Origin of the sequence: Synechococcus lacustris Maggiore-St4-Slac (assembly GCF_024345595.1) — a bacterium.
GTDB classification, from domain to species: Bacteria; Cyanobacteriota; Cyanobacteriia; order PCC-6307; family Cyanobiaceae; genus Synechococcus_D; species Synechococcus_D lacustris.
In genome coordinates this window covers 1-25,591 of the sequence record NZ_JAGQBK010000006.1, presented here as the reverse complement: position 1 = coordinate 25,591, position 25,591 = coordinate 1, and the positions used below count along the sequence as shown (strand labels likewise).

25 protein-coding genes and 1 other RNA gene are annotated in these 25,591 nt (G+C 47.2%); 18 read left to right on the top strand and 8 right to left on the bottom strand.

All coding sequences use genetic code 11. The features are described from left to right. The first annotated feature begins 49 nt into the window (after positions 1-49). From miaB to ftsZ, 5 genes are all read left to right on the top strand, one after another. On the top strand, positions 50-1,402 hold the full coding sequence (gene miaB, locus KBY68_RS06135) for a tRNA (N6-isopentenyl adenosine(37)-C2)-methylthiotransferase MiaB (RefSeq protein ID WP_255096336.1): 1,353 nt from the start codon (positions 50-52) through the stop codon (positions 1,400-1,402). Positions 1,403-1,420: 18 nt separating this feature from the next. Continuing rightward, on the top strand, positions 1,421-2,473 hold the full coding sequence (locus KBY68_RS06130) for a D-alanine--D-alanine ligase family protein (protein WP_255096335.1): 1,053 nt from the start codon (positions 1,421-1,423) through the stop codon (positions 2,471-2,473). Continuing rightward, entirely contained in the window at positions 2,470-2,880 is a 411-nt protein-coding gene (locus KBY68_RS06125; protein WP_106499260.1) for a hypothetical protein, read from the top strand. The genes KBY68_RS06130 and KBY68_RS06125 overlap by 4 nt, the downstream gene beginning before the upstream one ends. A gap of 3 nt (positions 2,881-2,883) precedes the next feature. Further along, positions 2,884-3,687, top strand: coding sequence for a cell division protein FtsQ/DivIB (locus KBY68_RS06120; protein WP_255096334.1), 804 nt, complete (start codon positions 2,884-2,886; stop codon positions 3,685-3,687). 94 nt (positions 3,688-3,781) lie between these two features. Then, on the top strand, positions 3,782-4,903 hold the full coding sequence (gene ftsZ / locus KBY68_RS06115; protein WP_255096333.1) for a cell division protein FtsZ: 1,122 nt from the start codon (positions 3,782-3,784) through the stop codon (positions 4,901-4,903). Positions 4,904-4,919: 16 nt separating this feature from the next. Here ftsZ and ffs read toward each other — a convergent pair. Beyond that, an RNA gene (ffs, locus tag KBY68_RS06110) (signal recognition particle sRNA small type) lies at positions 4,920-5,016 on the bottom strand. Positions 5,017-5,080: 64 nt separating this feature from the next. On the opposite strand from ffs, the gene panB reads away from it, so the two are divergent. Next, entirely contained in the window at positions 5,081-5,839 is a 759-nt protein-coding gene (gene panB, locus KBY68_RS06105; protein ID WP_255096433.1) for a 3-methyl-2-oxobutanoate hydroxymethyltransferase, read from the top strand. On the opposite strand, the gene hemW is transcribed toward panB, so the two are convergent. After that, entirely contained in the window at positions 5,786-7,027 is a 1,242-nt protein-coding gene (hemW, locus tag KBY68_RS06100) for a radical SAM family heme chaperone HemW (protein ID WP_255096332.1), read from the bottom strand. The genes panB and hemW overlap by 54 nt on opposite strands. Before the next feature lie 52 nt (positions 7,028-7,079). Between hemW and KBY68_RS06095 the strand changes: the two genes are divergently transcribed. Genes KBY68_RS06095 through cbiB form a run of 5 tightly spaced genes read left to right on the top strand, consistent with a single transcriptional unit; the run spans position 7,080 to position 11,501 of the window. Beyond that, positions 7,080-8,150, top strand: coding sequence for a PIN/TRAM domain-containing protein (locus KBY68_RS06095; RefSeq protein WP_106499263.1), 1,071 nt, complete (start codon positions 7,080-7,082; stop codon positions 8,148-8,150). A gap of 24 nt (positions 8,151-8,174) precedes the next feature. Further along, a complete protein-coding gene (locus tag KBY68_RS06090) occupies positions 8,175-8,840 on the top strand; it encodes an ATP-dependent Clp protease proteolytic subunit (RefSeq protein ID WP_106499264.1) in 666 nt (221 codons plus the stop codon). A gap of 48 nt (positions 8,841-8,888) precedes the next feature. Continuing rightward, positions 8,889-9,491 (top strand): ATP-dependent Clp protease proteolytic subunit, encoded by a 603-nt coding sequence (locus tag KBY68_RS06085; protein WP_106499265.1) that lies wholly within the window; start codon positions 8,889-8,891, stop codon positions 9,489-9,491. Positions 9,492-9,537: 46 nt separating this feature from the next. Next, on the top strand, positions 9,538-10,533 hold the full coding sequence (ilvC, locus tag KBY68_RS06080) for a ketol-acid reductoisomerase (protein WP_106499266.1): 996 nt from the start codon (positions 9,538-9,540) through the stop codon (positions 10,531-10,533). Continuing rightward, on the top strand, positions 10,515-11,501 hold the full coding sequence (cbiB, locus tag KBY68_RS06075; protein WP_390634981.1) for an adenosylcobinamide-phosphate synthase CbiB: 987 nt from the start codon (positions 10,515-10,517) through the stop codon (positions 11,499-11,501). The genes ilvC and cbiB overlap by 19 nt, the downstream gene beginning before the upstream one ends. Here cbiB and KBY68_RS06070 read toward each other — a convergent pair. Further along, positions 11,472-12,128 carry an undecaprenyl-phosphate galactose phosphotransferase family protein gene (locus KBY68_RS06070; RefSeq protein WP_255096430.1) on the bottom strand — a complete coding sequence of 219 codons (657 nt, stop codon included), beginning with the start codon at positions 12,126-12,128 and terminating at the stop codon, positions 11,472-11,474. The two genes, cbiB and KBY68_RS06070, sit on opposite strands and share 30 nt — an antisense overlap. A 155-nt stretch (positions 12,129-12,283) precedes the next feature. After that, positions 12,284-13,462, bottom strand: coding sequence for a glycosyltransferase (locus tag KBY68_RS06065; RefSeq protein WP_255096330.1), 1,179 nt, complete (start codon positions 13,460-13,462; stop codon positions 12,284-12,286). Between the two features lie 95 nt (positions 13,463-13,557). Here KBY68_RS06065 and KBY68_RS06060 point away from each other — a divergent pair, with 95 nt between their 5' ends. From KBY68_RS06060 to KBY68_RS06050, 3 genes are read left to right on the top strand one after another with little or no spacing between them, the layout of a single operon-like run. Beyond that, the gene (locus tag KBY68_RS06060) at positions 13,558-13,800 is read left to right on the top strand and encodes a DUF8674 family protein (RefSeq protein WP_193464805.1); all 243 of its coding nucleotides are present in this window, start codon (positions 13,558-13,560) and stop codon (positions 13,798-13,800) included. Between the two features lie 9 nt (positions 13,801-13,809). Further along, positions 13,810-13,932, top strand: a complete 123-nt coding sequence (locus KBY68_RS06055) for a hypothetical protein (RefSeq protein ID WP_255096329.1) — start codon at positions 13,810-13,812, stop codon at positions 13,930-13,932. An 8-nt stretch (positions 13,933-13,940) separates the two neighbouring features. Next, positions 13,941-14,423 carry a hypothetical protein gene (locus KBY68_RS06050; protein ID WP_255096328.1) on the top strand — a complete coding sequence of 161 codons (483 nt, stop codon included), beginning with the start codon at positions 13,941-13,943 and terminating at the stop codon, positions 14,421-14,423. Here the strand turns inward: KBY68_RS06050 and KBY68_RS06045 are convergent. From KBY68_RS06045 to KBY68_RS06030, 4 genes are read right to left on the bottom strand one after another with little or no spacing between them, the layout of a single operon-like run. Further along, positions 14,389-15,339 carry a hypothetical protein gene (locus KBY68_RS06045; protein ID WP_255096327.1) on the bottom strand — a complete coding sequence of 317 codons (951 nt, stop codon included), beginning with the start codon at positions 15,337-15,339 and terminating at the stop codon, positions 14,389-14,391. The genes KBY68_RS06050 and KBY68_RS06045 overlap by 35 nt on opposite strands. Positions 15,340-15,385: 46 nt before the next feature. Continuing rightward, positions 15,386-17,443, bottom strand: coding sequence for a sensor histidine kinase (locus KBY68_RS06040; protein WP_255096326.1), 2,058 nt, complete (start codon positions 17,441-17,443; stop codon positions 15,386-15,388). After that, the gene (locus KBY68_RS06035) at positions 17,436-18,044 is read right to left on the bottom strand and encodes a response regulator transcription factor (protein WP_255096325.1); all 609 of its coding nucleotides are present in this window, start codon (positions 18,042-18,044) and stop codon (positions 17,436-17,438) included. Before KBY68_RS06035 ends, KBY68_RS06040 begins: the two co-directional genes overlap by 8 nt. A gap of 56 nt (positions 18,045-18,100) precedes the next feature. Next, entirely contained in the window at positions 18,101-19,261 is a 1,161-nt protein-coding gene (locus KBY68_RS06030) for an acyltransferase family protein (protein WP_255096324.1), read from the bottom strand. Between the two features lie 97 nt (positions 19,262-19,358). Between KBY68_RS06030 and KBY68_RS06025 the strand changes: the two genes are divergently transcribed. From KBY68_RS06025 to KBY68_RS06010, 4 genes are all read left to right on the top strand, one after another. Beyond that, a complete protein-coding gene (locus KBY68_RS06025) occupies positions 19,359-20,414 on the top strand; it encodes an HlyD family secretion protein (RefSeq protein ID WP_255096323.1) in 1,056 nt (351 codons plus the stop codon). Continuing rightward, positions 20,411-21,583 (top strand): FtsX-like permease family protein, encoded by a 1,173-nt coding sequence (locus KBY68_RS06020; protein ID WP_255096322.1) that lies wholly within the window; start codon positions 20,411-20,413, stop codon positions 21,581-21,583. Before KBY68_RS06025 ends, KBY68_RS06020 begins: the two co-directional genes overlap by 4 nt. A gap of 9 nt (positions 21,584-21,592) precedes the next feature. After that, a complete protein-coding gene (locus tag KBY68_RS06015) occupies positions 21,593-22,279 on the top strand; it encodes an ATP-binding cassette domain-containing protein (protein WP_255096321.1) in 687 nt (228 codons plus the stop codon). A gap of 52 nt (positions 22,280-22,331) precedes the next feature. Then, positions 22,332-25,591 (top strand): type I polyketide synthase (locus KBY68_RS06010; RefSeq protein ID WP_255096320.1); only part of this gene is annotated, 3,260 nt, incomplete at its 3' end.

Here is a 25,591-nt window from a genome sequence, read left to right as displayed (position 1 = left end):
CCGCTTTAGATAACACTGGAGTTAGCTGATCACCTCATCTCTTAAGCCCATGGCCGATCCCACCTATTGGATTACCACCTTTGGGTGCCAGATGAATAAAGCCGATTCAGAACGAATGGCTGGCATTTTGGAAACCATGGGCTATCGCCAAGGGGTAGCAGAAGCTGAAGCTGATTTAGTGCTCTACAACACCTGCACAATTCGCGATAACGCAGAGCAAAAGGTTTACAGCTACCTGGGCCGCCAAGCGATTCGCAAACGCCAAAATCCAAATCTCACCCTGGTGGTGGCCGGTTGCGTTGCCCAACAGGAGGGGGCTGCCCTATTGCGGCGGGTGCCCGAACTCGACCTAGTAATGGGGCCCCAACACGCCAACAGGTTGGAAACGCTCTTAAATCAGGTTGGTAATGGCCAGCAGGTGCTTGCCACCGATGAAAATCACATCCTTGAAGACATCACCACCGCCCGCCGGGAAAGTGAACTTTGCGCCTGGGTAAATGTGATCTACGGCTGCAATGAACGCTGCACCTACTGCGTGGTGCCAGCGGTGCGGGGCCAGGAGCAATCGCGTTTACCTGCGGCGATTCGCACTGAAATCGAATCATTAGCAGCAAAGGGATATAAGGAAATCACCCTGCTTGGTCAAAACATTGATGCCTACGGCCGCGATCTACCTGGGATAACCCCCGAAGGCCGACGTCAACACACCCTCACCGATCTTCTGCATCACATCCATGATGTGGAAGGGATTGAACGGATTCGATTTGCCACCAGCCATCCCCGTTATTTCACCGAACGCCTGATTGAAGCCTGCGCCAATTTGAGCAAGGTGTGCGAACACTTTCACGTGCCTTTTCAAAGTGGTGATGATGAATTGCTTAAGGCCATGGCCCGCGGTTACAACATTGGCCGCTATCGCCGCATCGTTGAACAGATCCGCAGCCGCATGCCCCATGCGGCCATCAGCGCCGATGCAATCGTTGGCTTTCCAGGGGAAAGCAACGCTCAATTTCGCAATACCTTGGCCCTGGTTGATGAGATTGGCTTTGATTTAGTTAATACGGCTGCCTATTCCCCCCGTCCCCACACCCCAGCGGCCAACTGGCCAAACCAAGTGCCGGAAGCGGAGAAGGTGGCAAGGCTGCAGGAATTAAATGCGTTGGTAGAAAAGAAAGCCCGCCAGAGTGGTGAGCGCTACCTAGGCCGTTGCGAGGAGGTTTTAGTGGAGGCCATCAACCCTAAAAATCCCCAGCAACTGATGGGACGCACCCGCACCAATCGGCTTACTTTTTTTGAAGCCAGGGGCCATCAAGTTGGCAGCACTGTGGCTGTAAAAATCGAAGCTGTTCGTCCGTTTTCCCTCAGCGGTAGCGCCATTGCAAAAGCGGCGCTGGTACCTTGAGGCCCCCGCAACGGTTCCGTGGATAGCAGCCCAACTAAAGCAAAATTAGTGGTGGGCTTGATATTTGGTGGCGCCTCAGGGGAACACGCCATCTCGATTAGATCGGCCTGCACCGTGAAGCAGGGTTTTAACGAAGGCAGCAATCCGGAGCGCTATCAAGTGCGCTGCTTTTACATCGATCAAAAGGGCCGCTGGTGGGGGGAAGAGGTTGCCGAGGCCGTATTAAAAAGCCAGCTTCCCGCCCCCCTCGATGATCAGCTTGAAAGGGAGGGCTTCCATGGCTTCCCGCCTGGGGCATTGGAGGTGCAATGTTGGTTTCCGGTGCTCCATGGCCCCAATGGGGAAGACGGCACCATCCAGGGTTTATTTAGCTTGATGCAGGTGCCCTATGTGGGTTCTGGGGTATTGGGATCTGCCGTTGGCATGGATAAGTTGGCCATGAAGGCCGCGTTTGCAGCAGCCGGTTTGCCCCAGGGTGCTTACCAACCGGTGGCGGCAGCGGAACTTGAACAGCCAAACCAACTGCTCAGCCGGCTGGAGGCGGCACTTGGCTACCCCTGTTTCATAAAACCAGCCAACCTTGGTTCATCTGTGGGCATCAGTAAAGCCAGCAACCGCAACGAGCTACTAGCGGGCCTGCAACTTGCCGCCAGCCACGACCAGCGGATTGTGGTGGAACAGGGTCTCAAGGTGCGGGAACTGGAATGCGCCGTATTGGGGCGGGAAAAATTAAGGGCTTCTGTGGTGGGCGAAATTTGCTTTGATGCTGATTGGTACGACTACGAAACCAAATATTGCGAAGGCCATAGCCAGGCTGTAATTCCAGCCCAGGTGCCAGAGCAGGTGGCAAATGAAGCCCAAAAACTGGCGATTGCCGCCCTGCAGGCGGTGGGTGCCAGCGGCCTTAGCCGCGTTGATTTGTTTTACGAAGAGGCAACAGAACGGCTTTTGATCAATGAAATCAATACGTTGCCAGGGTTCACGCACCTCAGCATGTATCCGATGCTTTGGTTTGCCAGCGGTATCCCCCTGGCAGATCTGGTGCACCAATTAGTGGAGCTGGCGAGATGACCCATGGATTGCTCTGGTTACCCCTGCTGGTGGCCTTTGTGGTTTTAGCGGCCCTCGGCTGGCTTGAACGAAGGCGACAACGGCTTTTTTTGGAATGGGCGGCAGGTTCTGAACTATCCAAATTGGATGGTGGTGGTGGCGCAAGGTTGAAGGATGGCTGCCTGGAGTGGACCAGCTTTGAAGCGGGTAAGTTCAAACCGCAGGGGTCGTTGATGGTGTCGAAATTGGAGCTGGTGGAATTGCTGTCGTTGGGTTCTGGCGATGCCCCCTTAACAGATGAAAGCCATGGGGCCTGCCGGCTCAGGCTGATAGGTGATGGCCGCGAATACGACCTGCCCTTTTCCGATGCCGATCGGGCACGCCGCTGGATTGGTGAATTGATGAGTCGCTCCCGCTGTGAGCTCTGATCTGTGGTGGAGCAAAGCCGTGAAAATTTGGCAGAGGGCATCCAGCGCCGCAAGGAACTACGCCGGCGTAAACGCCTAGACACCATCGCCCAACTCTGGCGGCTGCTTGCCTTGATGGCGATCAGCGCAGGCCTTGGCTGGCTGGTTATCAAACAAGCCTGGATCCTGCGCAGCCCCAATCAAGTGGAGGTGAGCGGTGCCCCGGATCTAAACCGCGAGCTGGTGGTTAGGGCATCTGGCCTCACCTTTCCACTAAAGCTGTTGGAATTAAATCCAATCCTGATCAAACAACGGCTTGCGGCTGCCCTGCCGGTGGATCAGGTGCGCATACAACGGCAGATGCTGCCGCCCCGTTTGGTTATTAATTTGAGCGAACGGGCGGCCGTTGCTAGGGCCCAACGCAGCGGTAGCAGTGGCCCTGAGCAGGGTTATATCGATCGCACCGGCCGCTGGATTAGCCCACGCCAACAGGCGGGCCTTGGCGGAGCAGCCCTGCCAAACCTGATGGTGCTGGGCTGGCAAAGCCGCTACCAACCCACATTGGAACTACTGATTGGCGTGCTCCCCAAGCAGGCGGATGTGCGGGAACTGCGCTTTGAAGCCAATGGCGACCTTTGGCTTGTAAGCAACAAGTTAGGTGCAGTGCGGTTTGGCCCCATTGATGAACGCACCGGCAGAAGGCTGCAGGTGCTGAGCCACCTAGCAAAAAATCTTGATCGCCCAGCGGGGGCAAAAGCACTGGATTTAAGCGACCCGGAACATCCTGAGCTGGTTATGGCGGCACCCAAGCAGCAACCAGAAAATTAAGAGTTCAACTCGAATGTGCGAATCCAGATAAAAAAAATTTCAAATATGAACTAAGCCTGGAATAATGAAAGGCACTGAAAGCTTGACTTATTCGATGGATAGCTTCGAATCCAAATCCGCCATGGCGGGCCAGGGAATTGTGCCCAGCCAAAGCGCCCGGATCGAAGTTATCGGTGTTGGTGGTGGCGGCAGCAATGCAGTTAACCGGATGATCGCCTCTGAGCTCCATGGGGTGGGCTTTTGGGTGCTCAATACCGATGCCCAAGCCCTGCTGAATGCCTCAGCTAACCAGAGGGTGCAGTTGGGCATGAAGCTCACCCGCGGCCTTGGTGCTGGGGGTAATCCAGCCATTGGTCAAAAAGCGGCTGAAGAATCGCGCATCGAATTGCAGCAAGCCCTAGAGGGCACCGATTTGGTGTTTATCACCGCTGGCATGGGCGGCGGCACTGGCACCGGAGCAGCCCCGATCGTGGCGGAAGTGGCCAAGGAATCCGGCGCCCTCACCGTTGGCATCGTTACTAAACCCTTCACTTTTGAAGGCAGGAAACGCATGCGGCAGGCGGAGGAGGGCATTGCCCGCCTGGCGGAACACGTGGATACCTTGATTGTGATCCCAAATGATCGCCTGCGGGATTCAATTTCTGGGGCACCACTGCAGGAAGCATTTCGCGCCGCCGACGAGGTGTTGCGCAGCGGCGTGAAGGGCATCAGCGACATCATCACAAAACCAGGCCTGGTGAATGTGGATTTCGCCGATGTGCGTTCGGTGATGGCCTGCGCTGGCACCGCACTGTTGGGTATTGGCATTGGCTCGGGTAGATCAAGGGCAACAGAAGCGGCGATGGCAGCCATGAGCAGCCCGCTGCTGGAATCGGCCCGCATCGATGGCGCCAAGGGTTGTGTGATCAATATCAGTGGCGGCCGCGACATGACCCTGGAAGACATGACCACCGCATCTGAGGTGATCTACGACGTGGTGGATCCTGAAGCCAACATCATTGTTGGCGCTGTTGTTGATGATCAATTGGAAGGCGAAATCCACGTAACTGTGATTGCCACTGGCTTTGAAGGGGGCGGCATCTATGTGCCAAAACGGCTCAGCCAAAACTCACTGCTCGAGCCCGTTTCCCCAAGCCGCAATGGCGATGAGGGCGATTCCAGTGGTGTGCGCATACCTTCCTTTCTGCTGCAACGCCAAAATCGCGCCGAAAACTGATTCTGAAATTTAATTAGGTGACCCGGAGTCCACGCCTGCCTCGAGCATCCCGTGTGGCTGCTGCCTTCCGGATCTGACCAGGTTTAGGCGTCGGAGCCGCATGGATCCGAGTCGACCCCATGTTAGCAATGGCTGGCACTTACAAGTTCAAACGGCTTGAGCCTTACCCCTCCCCAATTGGGCCTTCAACTGCAGCGCCTCAAGCAGGAGGGAAAGCCCATTGCTGTGCTCACAGCTTGGGATGTGATGAGTGCCCAATGGGCGGAAGCGGCTGGGGTTGATCTGGTGCTGGTGGGGGATTCTCTTGCCATGGTGAGCCTTGGCCATGCCACCACCCTGCCCGTAACGGTGGAGGCGATGCTGCACCATGCAGCGGCCGTGGAGAAGGGATTACAGCACACGCCGATGGTGTGTGATCTGCCATTTTTGAGCTATCAATGCGGCCCGGATCGAGCTGTGGCGGCGGCCGGTAGGTTCCTCAAAGAAACCAACTGCCTTGGCGTGAAACTTGAGGGGGCAGAACCGGAAACCCTGGCAGTGGTTAGCCGCCTAGTGCGCAGCGGCATTCCGGTGATGGGTCACCTGGGGCTAACACCCCAATCGGTGCGTCAGCTTGGTTACCGCCGCCAGGCCACCGATCCGGTAGCCCAAGAGCGCTTGCGCCAAAGCGCCCATGAACTGGAACAAGCCGGCTGCTTTGCCTTGGTGCTCGAGCATGTGCCACACCCCCTGGCAGGCCAATTAAGCCAGGAATTAGAGCTGCCGGTAATCGGCATTGGCGCCGGCAACAACTGCGATGGCCAAGTGCGGGTAACAGCTGATCTACTTGGGCTTACGGCAGCCCAACCGCCCTTTTCCAGTGCCCTGCTGCCGGGGGCCGAATTATTTAGTGAGGCCCTCAGGGGCTGGGTTGCATCCTTGCAACCAGGCCAGTAGGTCCCGCAACACCGCATTGCTAAGGCTGAAGCCAGCGGGGGGCACCAAGCGCAAACGACCTTGATTTAATTGCACAAGCCCATCGCTTAACCAGGGGGCCAGAACCTGGCCGATGGCGGCAGCCAAGGAGCCCTCCACCGGCCAAGCAACGGCAGCCTCCAGCCAGGCGAGGTCAACCCCTTCCCGGCGCCTGAGGCCCACCAGCAGCAGATCTTCCAGGGGTGGGATAGACCCCAAAGCGATGCCTGCTGGCAACTGCTGGCCTGGGTAACTGAGCAGCCATTGGCCGTAGGCCTCCCTGGTGCGGGGCCTGGCCAACCGTTCAGCGCCAGCACCGGCTGTGGCACCAAGGCCAAAAGCCCACCATGGGGCACCACTCCAATAAACGCGGTTGTGGCGGGAGCAATGGCCGGGAAGGGCCCAATTACTGATTTCGTAGTGGCCATAGCCCGCAGCGGCAAGCTGCTGGTGGGTGTGATCCAAATGTTCAGCGGCGGCATCTTGGCTTGGTAAGGGCAATTCACCCCGCCTTTGGCGCCACTCAAACACCGTGCCGGGTTCCACGATTAGGTCGTAAATCGAAAGATGGGGCGGATATTCCCTAAGGGCTGCGCTTAATTGCTGCTGCCAGTGCTGCTGCGTTTGACCTGGCAGGTTGAGGATTAAATCAAGGCTCCAGCTGTTTAATTGCCCTGCCGCCTGAAATTGACGCAACCAGGCGCAAGCTTCCCGCAACTGGGCAGCACTATGGCGCCGGCCAAGGCCATGCAAAACCTGATCATCAAAGCTCTGACCCCCCAGGCTGAAGCGGTTAATGCCAAGGTTCAACACCGCTTCCAACCAAGGGCGATCAAAGCTGGCCGGATCGATCTCAAGGCTTATTTCAACGCCAGGCGCCAGCCCCCATTGCTGTTCCAGCCGCTCAAGCAGGGCGCCTATTTGAGCAACGGAGAGCAACGATGGTGTGCCGCCACCGATGTAAACGGTGGAAAGCGGTGGGCCTGGAGCTGCGGCCTCCAGGTCGAGGTTTAGTTGAGCTAGGTAATTTGCTACGGAATTAGAAGTAGCGCCAGAAGCATGGTCACCCAAAGGCACCACAGGAAAATCGCAATAAAAACAGCGGCGATGGCAGAAGGGGATATGGAGATAAAGGCTGCGGGGCAAGCGCCGATGGAGCGGAAGCGGCACACTCATATAAATCTGTTTAGGGGCTAATCCCTGAAGCTCTCCCTGCTACGCCGTGGTGGATGCCCTGATTCTGATTCTGTTTTTGATTTCCGGCGCTGCCTCCGGCTGGCTTGGGGTGGACTTACTGCCGGAAAGGCTGCTGGTGCAGGTAACCAATTTGGAGGGGCTGCGCTGGGTGCTGGGTGGCTTTGGCGCCCTTTTTGGCCTGGTGGCAGGGCTGCTTTTTCAACAATTGCGCCAGAAATTAATGCGCCAAGTGCGCACCATGCCAACGGATTTATTAATCAGTAGGGCGGTGGGTTTGATCCTGGGGCTACTGGTGGCAAACCTGCTGCTGGCACCGATCCTGCTGCTGCCATTGCCGTGGGAGGTGGGTTTTGTAAAACCACTGGCGGCGGTGTTGAGCAACGTATTTTTTGGCGTGAGCGGCTACAACCTGGCCGAAGTGCATGGCAGAACCCTGCTGCGCTTGTTTATTCCGAGCAGCAATGAAGCCCTGCTGGTGGCCGATGGGGTGCTGCAACCGGCCAGCCCCAAAATCCTTGATACGAGCGTGATTATCGATGGCCGGGTGCAATGGCTGGTGGAATGCGGGCTATTGGAAGGTCAGGTGATCGTGGCCCAATGCGTAATCGATGAACTGCAACAGTTGGCCGATTCTGGCAATGCTGAAAAACGGGGTAAAGGCCGCCGCGGCTTGAAATTGCTCACGGAGATGCGCCAGCAATATGGCCGGCGTTTGGTTGTTAACAACACCCGCTACGAGGGAGCGGGGGTAGACGACAAATTGCTGAAACTAGCGGCCGATACCAATGGGCTGCTGCTCACAACCGATTACAACCTGGCCCAGGTGGCCCAGGTGCAAAACCTACGGCCCCTCAACCTGAGTGAACTGGTGGTTCGGCTCAGGCCTGAGGTACAACCGGGGGATTTGCTCCAGCTCAAGATCATCAGGGAGGGCAAAGAAGCTGAGCAGGGGGTTGGTTACCTGGAAGACGGCACGATGGTTGTGGTGGAAGGGGCGCGCAGCAGCATTGGTGAACGGCGGGAGGTAACCGTTACGGGCGCCCTGCAAACCCCTGCGGGAAGGATGGTGTTCGCTCGCGCCTCCGACCCTCGCTAGGCTCGCTGCATCCGCACCTACTTGATGGTTTCGGCCGTATCGGCTCCCTACTCAGAAGGGGGCAGCAGTTCATTTCGCACCCCGCCGCCGGATCTGCCTTCGCTGCTACTGAAGGAACGCATCGTTTATCTGGGCTTACCCCTGTTTTCAGACGACGATGCAAAACGCCAGATGGGTATAGATGTAACTGAATTAATCATTGCCCAATTGCTGTATTTGGAATTTGATAATCCAGAAAAACCAATCTTCTTCTACATAAATTCCACTGGCACCAGCTGGTATTCAGGAGATGCAATCGGTTTTGAAACTGAGGCATTTGCCATCTGCGACACGATCAAATATGTGAAACCACCTGTGCACACGATTTGCATTGGTCAAGCGATGGGCACGGCAGCGATGATCCTTTCCGCTGGCACCAAGGGGCAAAGGGCATCTTTACCCAATGCTTCAATCGTGCTGCATCAACCCCGCAGTGGCGCCCGGGGCCAAGCCACCGACATCCAGATCAGAGCAAAGGAGGTGTTGCAAAACAAGCGCACCATGTTGGAAATGCTCTCTTTGAACACGGGCCGCAGCCCTGAACAATTGGCTGAGGATTCCGATCGCATGACCTACCTAACACCTAAGGAAGCACTCGAATATGGCTTGATTGATCGGGTATTGAGCAGCCGTAAAGATCTGCCCAGCTAACCGCTGTTTTTTGTTTTCTTCCACACCCCTAACCCTGCATTTTTCACCATGCCCATCGGCACCCCAAGCGTTCCCTACCGTCTCCCAGGCAGCCAATATGAGCGCTGGGTAGACATCTACACCCGCCTTGGTGTGGAGAGGATCCTCTTCCTTGGCCAAGAGGTAAATGATGGTGTTGCTAATGCTTTAGTTGCACAAATGCTGTATCTCGATTCCGACGACAGCAGTAAACCGATTTACTTGTATATCAATTCCCCAGGCGGATCGGTAACAGCAGGCCTTGCTATTTACGACACGATTCAATATGTAAAAGCTGATGTGGTAACCATTTGCGTGGGCCTTGCCGCTTCCATGGGTGCTTTTCTATTGGCGGCTGGCACCAAGGGCAAACGCTTGGCGTTACCCCATAGCAGGATCATGATCCACCAGCCCTTGGGGGGCACTAGCCAAAGGCAAGCCAGCGACATTGAAATCGAAGCGCGGGAAATCCTGCGCCTTAAAGATCAGCTAAACCAACAGCTGGCGGAGATGACTGGTCAAAACTTGGAAAAGCTAGAGAAAGACACCGACCGCGACTACTTCTTAAGTGCCGCTGAAGCGAAGGAATATGGCCTGATCGATCGGGTAATTAGCAACCCAAGCGAAGCCTAGGGATGGCGTTTGGGTAGGCTCCTCCTTTGCCCTGCCCTTACCCCGGATGGCCACCCTTTACTACGACAACGATGCAGACCTTGATCTTCTAAGCGGTAAAACCGTGGCGATCATCGGCTATGGCTCCCAGGGCCATGCCCATGCCTTAAATCTCAAGGACAGCGGCGTTGATGTGGTGGTTGGCCTCTATGAAGGCAGCCGCTCGGCGGAAAAAGCAAAGGCAGACGGCCTCGAGGTATTGAGCGTGGCCGAAGCTGCCGCCAAGGCTGATTGGATCATGGTGCTACTGCCTGATGAATTCCAAAAAGCCGTTTACGACACTGAAATTGCACCCCATCTAAGCGCCGGCAAGATGTTGAGCTTTGCCCATGGGTTCAATATTCGCTTTGAACTGATCAAACCACCGGCTGATGTGGATGTGGTGATGGTTGCCCCAAAGGGTCCTGGCCACACGGTGCGTTGGGAATATCAAAACGGCATGGGCGTGCCCGCCCTATTTGCAATTGAACAAGATGCCAGCGGCAAGGCGCGGCAACTGGCGATGGCCTACGCCAAAGGGATTGGTGGCACCAGGGCGGGCATCCTGGAAACCAATTTCAAAGAGGAAACGGAAACCGATTTATTTGGTGAACAGGCGGTGCTTTGCGGTGGCCTGAGCGAACTGGTGAAAGCTGGCTTTGAAACCCTGGTGGAGGCTGGCTACCAACCGGAACTGGCCTATTTCGAATGCCTCCATGAAGTGAAGCTAATCGTTGATTTAATGGTTAAAGGTGGCCTCACTGCCATGCGGGATTCGATCTCTAATACGGCTGAATATGGCGACTATGTGAGTGGCCCAAGGTTGATCACAGCAGAAACCAAAGCTGAAATGAAGCGCATCCTTAGCGATATTCAAGATGGCACCTTTGCCCGCAATTTTGTGGCTGAATGCGATGCAGGCAAGCCCCAGATGACAAAAATGCGCCAAAGAGACAGCCAACACCCGATTGAATCGGTGGGTAAAGGCCTGCGTTCAATGTTCAGCTGGTTAAAAACCGCCTGATCTGGCCGCTGCTGCTGGTAATAATTGCCAGCGGCCTTGATCGGCTGCTGGGCGATCCGCCCCATTGGCCCCACCCCGTGATGGCCATGGGGGCACTGATCAAGCTATGGCGCAGTTGGGCAGAAGCCTGGGCTGGCTACAGCCCCTGGCGGCTGCGCCTAGGGGGCTTTGTGATAACAACATTGCTGCTGCTCGGAAGCGGCCTGGCGGGTTGGTTGATTGAACGGCTTGCTTTAGCGAAACCATGGGCAATGCCCCTGCTTTTAATCGCCATGGCCAGCTGCTTGGCGGGCCGCAGCCTGGCCCTAGCCGTTAGGGCAGTTTTAGAACCATTGGCAAGCCAACCCGATGATTTAGCAGTAGCCCGGGAACGGCTTGGCTGGATTGTTGGCCGCGATACGGCGGGATTAAACCAAATGGAAATCCTGCGGGCAACAGCTGAAACCGCCAGTGAGAATGGCGTAGATGGCTTGTTTGCCCCATTGTTTTGGCTGCTGCTGGGGGCACTGCTCTGGTGCGCTGGCTTAACTGAGTGGCCAGGGCCCCTGGCAATGGCCTGGGGGTTTAAGGCAAGTAGCACCCTTGATTCGATGCTGGGCTATCGCCGGGGGCGACTGCGCTGGCTTGGCACCGCAGGGGCTCGACTGGATGATTTATTGGTGTGGCTGCCCTCAAGGCTGGTGGCCCTAAGCCTTGGCGAATTGTGGGCTGCCTGTCGCGATGGCAAAGCAGACGCTTCTCCAAATGCAGGAGTATCCCAGGCCGCCTATGCCTACGCACTAAACATTCAGCTTGGAGGTTTAAATTATTACGAAGGTGAAGCTATTAATAAACCCATATTAAATAGAGGTGGCAACGTAGTAAATAGCGATGCTATTTTAGCCATATTGCGCATAAACCAATGGCTTGCCTTGCAATGGCAGCTAATCGCTTTAATCCTAGTAGGCGCCTTTGTCGGCTGGAAATAAAACAACTGCGATGGTGCGAAGCAGAATATTGAAATCAAGCCTCAAATTGTGGCGGCGCACATAAATGAGATCCAATTCAACTCGGCGCTTGTAGCTGAGATTATTCCTACCTGAAACCTGCCACAAGCCAGTGAGCCCAGGCCTCACTGAAAGCACCTCATCCATGGATTGCCCATATCGACGAATTTCGTCTTGAACGATGGGCCGCGGACCCACCAAACTCATCTCACCACGGAAAATATTAATCAATTGTGGCAATTCATCCAAACTAGTAACCCTTAGAAATTGGCCGATCGGTGTGATTCGCGGATCGTTTTTCAGCTTGTGATCCTTAGCAAATTCCTGGCGCAGTGCCGGTGAACTGGCGAGCAGGTTTTGCAGGCGTTGATCAGCATCCAATTGCATAGTGCGAAATTTGATGCAACCAAAACGGCTGTAGCGTTTACCGATGCGCTCCTGGGAATAAAAAATTGGTCCGGGGGAGGTGATTTTTACAAGCAGGGCGATGGCAAGCAATAAGGGGGAGCCAAGGCAGAGCAAACCAAGGGAAAAAGCAATATCAGCTGTGCGTTTGATGCTTGCATTGGGCCTTATTTGCAGGCCTTGGCGGCTGCAGCTGAAAGACATTGACTTCGCCGCCAAGGGGAAATTAGCTGAAACTGATGAAGCGGAATTACTAAATGCAGCTAAATTTTTTAGTGGCGAACGCGCGAGCATTTGCACTGCATGAGTTGCACCAAACGTACAAATCGCATGCACCGCAACCAGAGAACCTGGGTCAGCTAATTCACAGGCACAGCGCCATAGGGATCACTGTTATGGGTATCCCACCAGTTGTGTAGCAAACGCTCTAGGCGGGCTCTAAATGCTTGAGGTGCAAAGCTTTCTGCGTGAATGCGTAGGCGCTCCGCTGGCAATTCACGCCACAACCGCCCTTCTTCAAAGGCGTTTAAGGCACTGCGCAGTTGAGCCAGTTCCTGATCTGGGAAGAGCAAACCAGTGGCAGTTTGGCGATTTTGGCTTAGGCAAAGCACTGAATCACGCAAGCCGCCCCGCCCCAATGCAATCACTGGAGCCCCAGCGGCCATTGCTTCCACAGGGGCGATGCCGAAATCCTCCACACCGGCGTACACATAGGCGCGGCAACGGGCCATCAATTGCTCCACCTCAGCGGCGGGGCAATGGCCCAAAAAGCGAATATTGGCCTTAGCTATGGATTCAAGCCGTTTGCGTTCGGGTCCATCACCCACCACCAACAGAGGTAGATCTAAATCAACGCAAGCCTGCACAACCAAATCAACGCGCTTGTAGGGAACTAGGCGGCAAACACATAAATAAAAAGAGTCCCGTGGTTGCTGCCAATCAAAACGTTCCACGCCAACGGGGGGTGGCAGCACGGTGGCAGAGCGGCCCCAGTAGCGGGCTATGCGTTGGGCGGTGAAACGGGAATTGGCAATCAAATGGTTGGGGCGGCTGGCACTCAACACATCCCAAAGGCGCAACTGATGGAGCTGCCAGCGCACCCAAGGGCCGAGGGGGCCCCTAGCGATGGAGGAGGCCCGAAGGTATGCGTGCATTTGATCCCAGGCGTAGCGCACTGGGGTATGCACATAACTCACGTGCAGTTGTTCGGGGCTGGTTAGCACTCCCTTGGCAACCAAATGGCTACTGCTTAAAACCAGGGGATAACCCTCCAGGTTGAGCTGTTCAATCGCCAGGGGTAGAAGGGGCAAGTATTGCTGCACATGGCTTTTGCCGAAGGGGAGCTTCTGGATAAAAGATGTGCGGATTGAACGCCCTTCAAGCCAGCTGCCGGGGTGGCTTGATTCAGCATCAACCAAGCTGAACAACTGGGGTTGCAATAGATGGTCTAGCTGTTGCACCACCAATTCAGCACCACCAACTGAGCGGGGGCTAAACCACTCGTGAACGAGGGCGGTTGGGAAAGAAAAACTGCTCATCGCCGCGGAGGCTAGGTGAGCTCCACTACAAAAGCTCACGGTGTGTTGCCGCGAAGCATTTTCGTTATCAGGCTAGGGACTGGTTGGTGAAATCCTTGCCACTGCGCTCCCTACTGGAAGAAGCCCTGATGGAAGAGGCCATATGGGTAACCGATGGCTTTACATGGCATGCAACATCTGTGGGTATTGCAGCCCTCTGCACCGATAAAACAATTCCAAACCAACCACCATTTGAACAGGCGTTAAAGGAGGGACTCGGCGTTGGCATCGACCTAAGCCGGGAGGAAAGGGAGTTTCATCAGGTGAGCCAAGGGTTGGTATTGCTCTTTCACAGCTAAACTGAATTAATGGACAACTCATTGCTGCTGCCGATTCTTGGGGGTGCCGTATTGGTGCTGATGGTTGTGGTGGGAACAGTATTTGTGTTCCTAAAACCAAGCGACACCCAAACACCACCACCCAAATCCTGAGCCAAAAAATGATTAATCAAAACAAGCAAATCTGGTTGGGTGCCCTGCTTGGCATATTTACAAGCGCTAATGCCAGCTTTGCCCAAAGCTGCAACTTCCTGATGCCAATCGGCGGCAGCGGTGGAACCACTGTTGTTAAAAGGGTGGGTGCGCCCAAAGTTTCACCAATAGGCTTGGCATTAGGGAGAACCAATTGGAATACCGACTTTGCCGTAAACAAAGCGTTTAACACATATAAGTTATTTTTCACAGCCCAATCAACGGAAGCAGCCCGTTATCCAGTGCAGGCATACTTAAAATTTAGTGATGGCACAAACCTACAGGTTGTGAATGAATTAATCACACCGCCAATGGGTAGTGGCGCAATGTTTGGCCCGTTTGCTGCGGTGCAAGGTAAAACCGTTAGCCAGGTAAATTTCAAGATTGGTGCCAGTGCTGATCCAGGCAGCACCGGCTTCAGCTACCGAATTTCAGTGCAGGGTTGCATGTGAAGATTTTAAATCTGGAATCGTTTGCAAATAGCGGCGCACAGATAGAGGAATAGGCTGACCAAATACCAAAGATAAGTGACTTAATCACATGGTGTTGAAAAACATCTTCGCGAACCAAAAGCACATCGCCATCACAAATAGAAAGGTCAAATTTGATATCAGATATCTGCAGCTTATCCTTGAGGAACATCTTGCTAATTGGCGTGGTGTAGATCAAAGTTTTTGAATCGCAACAAGCACCCTCCCAATGCCGCCAGTTGTATTTAAGAATTGGGCGCCTATTGCGCCATAAACCCAAGGCAGCCAATAAATTTGCCTTGCTTGGAAACAAATTAGCTAAGGTAGCAAGTGAAGGGAAGAATCGAAAATCATTTGGCTTAATTTGATCAGCAGATACCAAAGGGTGGTTTGGGCTAGCACTCAATGTAAGCGGAAAGCTCGAAAGGCCAATGGCAATAAACTTATCAAAATGAAATGGATTCGAATTAATTATGGTTTTAGTTGGAAATACATCTAAACAACTAACAATAGCTAGATCTATAACCCTATCTTTCAACAAATTCAATGTTTGCTCCTCTCCAAACCAGGGCCTAGCTAAAGGAATAGGAAATGATGAATGTTGAGAAAAAATCCAATCATGATATAAACCAGAAACCCAACGCAAGGAAGCTGGATTATTTAAGCGCAAAAGCTGAGAAGCGGTGCGAAGGCAGTGCAAAACAGCAAGGTTATTTGAAGCAGAGTAAAACCCATTTTCATTCTTAATAAAATTCAAATCGAGCGATCTACTAACCTGCCTATAAATACGGGAAACACCGCTCTGATGCCTGCCAAGGTGGCTTGCCGTGTAATCAAGATCAGCTGATATTTGAAGCAAATCAATAATTGGGATACCATCTTTTAATAAATCTGGCACAAGAATGAAGTGCTGAAGCAAGCTAATTTAAATATAAATAAAACGCCTAATTAGGGCCATACCCAGAAGTGGGTAGAGGAAGGGCTGGGAAACACAATTCAACAAGCGCACCACCGGAGGCAGAGCGGCCAAGCTTAATAAAGCCATTATGATTTTCCATGGTGCATTGCACTAAAAACAAACCCAGGCCTAAACCTGAATCACCAGAGGAATTTAAAAGCAAATTATCAAGATGATAATCACTGAAACCAGGGCCATTATCTGAAATAGAAATAACAATATAATCAGCTTGCCGAAACAAACCAAGCTCTATTAAAGGCAAATCAACACAATACGAATGCAGAGCAACAAGAGAATTCTTAAATAAATTAATTAAGGCCATTTGGATCTGAGACGCATCCGCCAAAATCCAAAAGCGTTCAGAATCAAAATTGAGCTTAAGCAATGCAGGGAGTTGAGGAAGGTTACTGTTGGCATAAACAACAATAGAATTTAAAAGATTTTGTAAATTAATAACCTCCTGCCTAGATTGCACGTTTGCCAAAAGAGACCGCATCTTTTCAACTACAGCTGACATCTCAGATGCTTGAGAATTTAGAAGCAAGAGGCCGGGATCATTGGGAGCATGGCGCAGAAGAATACTAGAATTTAAAATAATGGCACTAAGTGGTTGATTAATTTCATGGGCAATGGCAGCAGCCTTAAGGCTGGTTTTAAGTTTATCGCGAAGGATAGCAATAGATTGTGCATCCTTAATAGCCTCCCGTTCCGTTTGCTCGGATAGCAATCTGAATTGATAATTGTAAGCCTTAATAAGTTTATCAATAGAAACAGACATTGAATAGATTTCTGAAGGCTGATCAGAGAAAAACTTAATTTCGCCAATTGGCAAATCATTAGATGCAAGTTCCTTAGCGATACCATCTGCTTGGCTGCGAAGAGAGGTTAAAGGTAATAACAACCAAGAAATAATAGAACGTAAACTAATCCATATAAAAAAAGCAAGAATGAAAAAAGCACAAAGAGCAAAAATAGCAAACAGCCAAGATGATAAAAATCCCAAATCTGATTCAAAAAAGGTAATAAGAATCCAATTCAGGCCAAGTTCTTGGCCCCAAGGAGAAGCATCTAAGAGGATTTCACGCTGGTTAGAACCAGAAGCAATTGGGATTGGTGAGCTAGATAAAGTTGAAAAATTAGGTTGCAATTGATTGGATGCAGAAGTACTTTTAACAAAAAAGGTATTAACTGCGGTTTGAACTTTTTGGAGAGAAACTTGGTCTATTCTTCTACGCTTTAATTGATTGCCAACGCGTGTAAATAACAAATTTGAATCAGAGCTAGCTACCAAATAGCCATTATTATCAACAATTAAAGCGAGCCCGTTAGCTGGTTGCCAAACAGACTTCATCCATGTACTCAGTTGAGCAAGAACAAAATCAACACCAATAACACCCAATAATTCGCCATCGCGTGATTTTATGGGTTGATTAAAAGAAATTGCAAAAACATTTGGATCATCTTCCCATTGATATATTGAACTCCACATTGGACGGTTTGCAAACACAGTTTCGGTATACCAGGGTTCTTCATGGAGCTGGCTCATCCCTTGAACAATTTCAATAAGCTCACCTCTTTTACCATGGGGGCCTAGTTTATAAATAGACAAGCTCCCAGGCTGTGGTTTATTAGTGTTTTCATTAACTAAAAACTGGCCATTATCAAGCCGCTGCACACCAAGAAACTCACCATTGGTGCCTCCATAATTAATATAGGAAACAGGGAATTGTTGCAACTGACTCCAAAATCGATCAGACATCTGATTGAAGTTTTTTAAATCCAAATCACCTTGGGCGATAGAAGTTGCATTTAAATTATTTATATATATAGGTGCAGACAACCTACTAGATAGACCGCTAGTAAAGGCCGTTAATGCCCCCTGCTGTTTATAATTAATTGCTTCAAGCTGCTTTGAGCGCAAACCGGCAATAAAAGAAAGAATACCAACTGCAAATGAAATAAATAGAATTTGCAAAAGAACACTTAAAACCAGCCGAGAAGAAAGCCTTTCAGGAAAAAGAAATGCTATTTTAAATTTAAACATACAAGCGAGTAAAAGTGGCTGCGTAAACAAGTAACTCAGCGCCACTTTTATTTAAATGCCTAGCAATAGCCTTACGATGGGTTTCAACTGTGGTGATAGATAACTGCAAGTGTGAAGCAATTTCCTTATTTTGAAGCCCATTGCCAATAAGCGTAAAAATCTGCCGTTGGCGAGGGGTAAGAGATAAAAACGGATTAACAAAGAGTTTCTCTAATAAAATCTGCAAGTTTTCAAAAGCTGCTGTTTTATCAACCACACCAAAAATATAATCCAAAAATTCAGGGGGAGCAATAAAACTACTGGCATGGCCAGATAAGATTATAATTTTTCCACCAGGTGAAAAACGGCTAAAAACCTCAGCAACCTCAATACCATCACCATCCGGTAAATTTAAGTCTAGGATTAATAAATCAGGCTTTAAATTCTCACATGCAATAAACGCCTCAGAAACACTTGAAGCAGTGGCAATAAGGTCTACATTTAAATAATTTTGAAGTAAACTACATAATAAGCGCGAAAAAATTTCCTGACCCTCAACAACCAAGCAACTACAAATATTCGTTTGTGGTTGTGTGAGCTGCAATGGAATTGAGATTGACATTAGGCACTAAAAGAAAAATCATAGAAATTCTGAGTAACAACATTATAGCAAAGGGATCAACCGCCAAGAAGGTATCTTGCGCGGGGGGATATGCGAATCAAAGAACTAGTCCACCAACTAAAAAAGAAAGCAAAGGTAAAAACAATCAGGAGCTTAAGACAGCCAGGTAGGTGAAAAGGAAGAAGAAAAAACTGGGCCCAAACAACAAAAGGATAATGTAAAATATAAATACCAAAAGAATTGGCACTAAGATGGTCAAGAAGATCAACTCTCCTGGAAAAGAAGGTAAAAGAGAGCAACAAAGATGACATTAAAAGGATAGCTGAATAAAAACAAAAAATAAGTGCATTAATCCACCACAAAGCAGGAGGGCTCCAGGGAACCGTTAAATTAATGGGAACAATTTTCAAAGAAGCCAAATAAATAAAGCCTAGAATAGCTGAAGCAATAAGCCAAACAAAGGAGCGCCTAAGAAATACACGGGAATCAAGTAGAAAGGTTGAGCTAAGACCAACCTTTCCTACGATTAATCCAGCTGAAAAGTAAACCAAATAAAAAAGTAAACGACTAGTTTGGCCAATAAGAAGGGGACCAAACGATGACCATTGAAATGGTCCGTAGAAATACATCAAAGGAAGATAGACAAAAACAGAGGCAAAAATAAGAACGAGGAAAAAAACTAAGGGATTAGATACAATAAAATTAGCAGAAGAGAAGCTTGGAAAAAGCTTAAGGCGATATACGATAACTGCATAGCAATTAAAAAGTAAAAGCAAAGATAAAAACCAAGCAGGGCCACTAGTCCAAGACCAACTAAACCAAAAGGAAATAAAATCCTTAGTAGAGCCAGACATTAGAAAAGAAGGATAAAAAGCTATCGGCATCACAAATGAAAGAACAAATACGAAGGGAATACCAAGCCTTTTAAATCGGGTTCGGACAAAAGCAACAGGGCCCTTAGTTAACAAACTTTGATAAACAAAAAGGCCTGAAATAAAAAAAAGAAGGGCCATAAAGAAACCATTTAAGAGGCTGGGAATAAAATCTATAAACTCACATCTAGCCGGATCTACAATGGGAGCACTTGAATTTAGAAATGAATTAACATTAAAAAAAGCCCATGATGGATATGCTAAAATTGAGTGAAGAAAAACCACCAATACAATAACGAAAGCCTTAAGATAGTCTAAAGAGACATTGCGGGAGGCATGTAGCATAAAGCAAGTAAAAATGCAAATAAGGATAATATCACAAGGAATTGCATTGCAATCCGAGATAAGAAAGCTAGAATAAATCATTATTAGCAAACACGATATGCAGGAAAATGAAAATGAACAAAAAGTGAATGCCACTCATAAAACAGAAGAAAAGCAAAATAGGGTGGGGATATTAAATAAAATCTCATTCAAAAAGTTAACAATATATTTGGCGTCAATATTAATTCTGGTAGTAGCAATACAAAAAATCAATGGATCAAAGAATTCACATGTAGAACAGCCACTTAACATAAGGGTATTCGCCTTAGGCAAGGTACAGCCAACGGAATATATCCGTTCGATTCAATATCCAATGATCTACTCTTCAAGCAGGATTAAAGCCCTATACGTTAAAGAAAATCAATTTATCAAGAAAGGGGATCCACTATTTAGTGTGGAGGACAGAGATGAATCAATTTATAATATGAAATCGTCAAGAGCAAAAATAATTCAACAGATTGCGGAGCTTGAAAGCGCTAAAGCAAAGATGATATCTTCTAAGACATTAAGGGATTTTTATCGTGGACAATACAAAAGATACAATTTTCTAAGAAATCAAGGTGCTGCCACATATGAACAAGCGGATGAGAAGGAAACACTCTATAGAGCAACTGAACAAGAATATCTGTCAAATCAAAAGCTAGTAGAAACAAACAAAGCTAAATTAAAATCTGCAGAATGGGAATACGAAGCAAATAAATTTAAATCAATGCTCTCAGTAATAAAAGCACCCGAAAATGGAAAAGTATTCAAAATATATTCAAGGCCGGGGGAAAGCATAAATAATGGTAAGGCAGTTATGGATGTTGGGAACAGCAATTCCATGGGGATACTTGCTGAAGTAAATAGAGCAGACATAGAAAATATTAAATTAGGACAAGCTGCAAATATAACTGCGAATGGGGTTCCAAATTTAAAGTGGAAAGGTAGAGTAATAGAAGTAAGCCGCCAGGTTACACAACAAACTGTTAATTCTGATGATCCAGCAGCAAACCTTGCAAATAGAGTTTTTAACGTATTAATAAAATTAGACAATAAATCATCCATCCAGGCCCAAAATTATAATTATATGGAAGTAAATATCCTTTTTGAACCAATCTATTCAGAAAAATGAAATTCTCCAAAAGGCTTCCATTAGCAATAAAGCAGCTAAAAGATTCACCCATAAAAACAGCTGCTGCAACTGCAGGAATCTGTTTTTCAAATGTACTAGTATTTTTTCAACTTGGCTTGTTGGAATCGATATATCAAAGTCAATCTCGACCATATTCACTGCTAGATGGAGAAATCGTAATAGTAAGCTCACGATTTAAAAGATTATCTCAGTCTCCAACAATAAGCATCTCAGACATAATGAGAGCCAAAGGAGTGGAAGGAGTAGCAAAAGTTTCCACATTATCCATAGAACTTGGAACTGTGCTAATCAAGTCGGAAGGAATGACAACAAATGCACAGATATATGGAATTGATCCTCTAAATAGCGCCCTAGATACAAAAAAGACAAGCCTAGATTTAAGATTAATAGATCTTTACGAACGCGCTGCAATTGATACACTTTCAAGGCCATCATATGTAAGGGATGCAAAAAGAGAAATGATGCAAAAAAATTCATATCGGTCAAATCTAATTGATAAAAGAATTCTTATAAATTCAACAGCACAGATAGGGTCTACTTTTGCCTCTGATTTAAGTTTAGTCATGTCTCAAAATAATTTATTACATTACTATCCAAAAAGAAACCAACATATAGCAAATCTAGGCGTAGTAAAAATAAGCAAGAATTATGCTAAGGAAAGGGTCAAAAAAGCACTTTCAGAAAAATTATTCCCAAATGGAGGAACAGTTAGTGCGATGTTGATAGAAGAAATATCAAAAACAGAAATGAACTACTGGAGCAAGAACACAGCACTAACATTTATATTTGGGCTTGGGGTTATAGTTGGATTTGTAGTAAGTGGAATAATATTGTATCAAATCCTATATTCAGATGTAATAAGTCATCTTCCTGAATACGCAACGCTACTGGCATTAGGGTACACAAATATTTTTGTAATAAAAATTGTTTTTACGCAAGCATTGATACTTACGCTAATGTCCTTTCCGTTTTCAATTCTTATTTCAATGGGATTATACTCAATCATGATGTCTGCGTCAAACCTGCTCATATACATGACAATTGGAAGAGCTATCATAGTAGCAAGCCTAAGTATTGCAACCAGCATGATTTCATGCTATATAGCAACAAATAAACTAAGAGAAGTAGACCCCTCAACACTCTATTAAGAGAATAGTATGCAATCCAAGAAACCCGTAAAAATCAAGGAATTAACCTACCGATACTGCAAAGAAGATCCTCATTCACAGGTACTTAACTCAATAGAACTAGAAGTATCAAAAGGTGAACTAATAATCCTCACAGGTGCATCAGGATCAGGTAAAACAACATTATTAACATTAATGGGGGGACTTCGCACGGGAGCAAAGGGATACCTAGAGATTCTTGGCAAAAACATAGTATCCGCTAATAGGATGGAACTAGTTGAACTACGTAAGCAAATTGGTTTCATATTTCAATCACATAACTTACTTCCATACCTTACGGCACAGGAAAACATAAGGGTTGGTCTTGAAGTGCATAAAGAATGGAGAAGAAAAGAAATGAGTGAGATTGAAGAAAGATGTTTTCAACTACTAGAACTCCTGGAACTTAGTCATAGGGCAAACTTTAAACCAAAAGACCTTTCAATAGGCCAAAAACAAAGGATATCAATAGCAAGAGCTATCGCAAATACACCAGAAATAATTCTGGCTGATGAGCCAACAGCCTCATTGGATAAAGATTCAGCAAGAATAGTAATAAGCTTACTGAAAGAGTTAGCAGAAACTAAGCAATGCTCAGTAATTATAATAACCCACGACAATAAAATTCTAGATTATGCTGATCGTATTATAAAGCTTGAAAACGGTTTAATAATCTAAAGCTCAACCAGATGAGCCAAATTGTACAATAGATAAAAACGGATCACCCGCCTTGACCGACATAAAGCGTCACGTTGCAATCATTGGAATGGGCTGCCGGTTGCCAGGAGGCATAGAGTCTCCAAACCAGCTATGGGAATTTTTAATAAATAAAGGTAACGCCATCAGTAGCTGTCCTAAAGAGCGATGGGATCAAAACATTCATTATAATTTAAATCCATTAAATCCATCAACTCATCATGTAAAAGAAGCTGGATTTCTTGATGATGTAGGCAGTTTTGATGCAAGCTTCTTTGGTGTATCCCCGCGAGAAGCCACATGCATGGACCCTCAACAGAGACTTTTAATGGAGGTATCGTGGAGGGCAATTGAAAACGCAGGAATCCGAATTGATGAGATCAAAGGCACAAAAACAGGAGTATTTATTGGTATATCAAGTTGCGATTACGGGATGCTCTTGTGGGGATCAGAATACGACTATTTAGTACCCGAAAATGAAACATTTTTACTATCGGGAAATACCGGATGTATAGCAGCCAATAGGTTATCGTATTTTTTGGATTTAAGAGGTCCAAGCTTAACTGTAGATACAGCATGTTCATCCTCACTAGTTGCCATAGATCTTGCATGCCAAAGTATAAATAGTGGAAAATGTGATATGGCAATTGTGGGTGGAGTACAAATAATAGTTCACCCAGGGATACACACAAGCTTCTGTAAAGCAGGCTTGTTATCACCCAGTGGGCAATGCAAAACATTTGATGATGATGCGGATGGATACGTACGTGGGGAAGCGGCGGGTGTGGTAATTCTAAAAAGTTATGAAAAGGCATTGGAAGATGGCGACATTATAGATGCAATAATATGTGGATCAGCAGTAAATTCTGATGGTAGAAGTAGTGGAATCTCTGCCCCTAGGCTGGATACACAAATATTATGCATAGAATCTGCCTATAAAGATGCAGCACTAGACTCGTCAAGAACTGATTATATAGAAGCACATGGAACGGGGACAAAGCAAGGCGATCCAATTGAGCTAGAGGCATTAGGCATTGCATTGGCATTAAAAACAGAGTGCCTTGTAGGGTCAGTAAAGGCAAATCTAGGCCACTCCGAAACCGCATCTGGTATCACGGGTCTAATAAAAGCTGTGCTAGTTGCAAAAAACAAAGAAGTGCCAGCAGCTATTAATTTGAAAAACCCCAACACAAAAATAAATCTAGAATTATACAAACTAAAAATTCCACTAGAAACAACAAAAATTGGGCTAGAGGGGAGTCCAGTGCAAATTGGAGTAAGTTCATTTGGATTTGGAGGAACAAATGCACATGTAGTTCTGGTTTCAGCCGAAGACAATTCAAATAGAGATGAAATAAAAAAAACAACAATTCAAAAAAGATTAGCCCTGATATTATCAGCAAGACAATTATCCACACTTCGAAAGATTGCAGGCGATGTAGCAAAAACATTGGAAGATATCGACGAGGCAGCAAGAATTAAGTTAATAGCTGAAATATCATCATATCGATCTAATTTTAGATATCGCAATGGATGGATTGCCAGCAGCACCAATGAGCTTATTGAACAATTAAAATCCTACGCTGAGAATGACATTGAAACCTCTAAATTAATCGTTAACGATATTTCCTCGAAAAAATCCACGAAAATAACATTTCTTATAACAGGTCAAGGCTCGCAATGGAAGCAGATGGGGCATGATCTATATGCTCAAAATCAGATATTTAGAAACGCAGTTGATCACGTAATGAAATATCTGGATAAAGAAACAAATGGGCTTCTGCTCGAAAACTGGTTATCAAATAAAGGGGACGAAAGCTTTGCAGATACAAGAGTTGTGCAACCAGCTTTATTTGTTTTTGGCTACGCCCTAACAGTTCTATGGAAAGAATGGGGGGTAGAACCAGACGCGGTAATTGGCCACAGTGTAGGGGAAATCCTAGCTGCATATCTAGACAAAGTTTTAACCTTAAAAGATGCTGCACACATAATATGCGTTAGGGCGAAGCTAATGGCTAGTTTACCCAAAACAGGAGGAATGTTGGCTATAGAGGCAGGAATTGATAACATAAAATCATTACTAGAATATTATCCAAGGACATATCTAGCCGGCTATAATACAGATAACCAACTGATTATATCAGGTGAAAGATCAAACCTAGATGCATTTAAAAGTGAGGCCATTAGCAGTGGCTTTAAGTGTAGTGAATTGAATGTATCCCACGCATTTCATTCACCCGAGATGGATCCAATGATAAGTGAATTTGAAACTATGCTCAAGGGTATCAAATTTTCTTCATCAAGTGGGAAAATGTACAGCACGGTAACCGGTAAAAGAATAACCAATGAAACTGAATCTATAGAGTACTGGTCTAAACAAATATTATCACCAGTACTCTATAAGGATGCTATTAGTGCACTATCCGAAGAAAATAGAAATTTATTCATAGAGATTGGGCCAAAACCTATTTTAATAAATTTAACCAAGCAAATACTAAGCCCAAATCCTGAAATAAAAGTATTCCCATCAATACAATATCAGATTGATAGTGAATTCACTCTATTGAAAACGGCTCAAAAAATATGGGCAGCAGGTTACCCAGTAAATTGGAAGAATATATATAATGTACCAAAAAATCAAATACGCATATTAACAGGATATCCATTTGAAAAAAAGAAATACTGGTGGCCTAAATTAAATGAAGAATCAAAAATAAAAGGCCAATTATGGCGAGAACACCTAAACCAGAAAACAAGCAATGATGATAGACAAGAGTTTAATAAAATCGAGGAAAGTAGTAGCATCACTATGCTCGAGTTGCCAGGCGATATACATTATTACCAGCTAAAACTATGCAAACAAACAAATCTAGATCTGAACGACCATTGCATTAAAAACCACTGTGTATTCCCAGCAGCTGGCTTTATAGAACAAACTCTCAATGTACTAGTTAAAGAGGGAAGCAAATTAAAGCTAAAAAATTTAAGATTAGATCTACCATTACAGATAAAAGGGGAGGCAATAGTTCTGCAAATTGTCTACAATCCTGAAAATTCTTTAATGGAATTTTTCAGTTCAGCAGAAACAAGCAAAAAATGGACTCAGCACGGAAAGGTTTATGTCAATAGTGGTGAAACAGAGAACTTGGAAAATGTGAGACTAGGAGAGAAAATTAGTGAATTACATTTTGAAAAGCAATTTACAACAGAGCCTACTGAAATTACACTGCCAAAATACTATGGAGCACTTCGGAGTATGGGCTTAGAATATGGGAATGCATACAGAAATCTGGT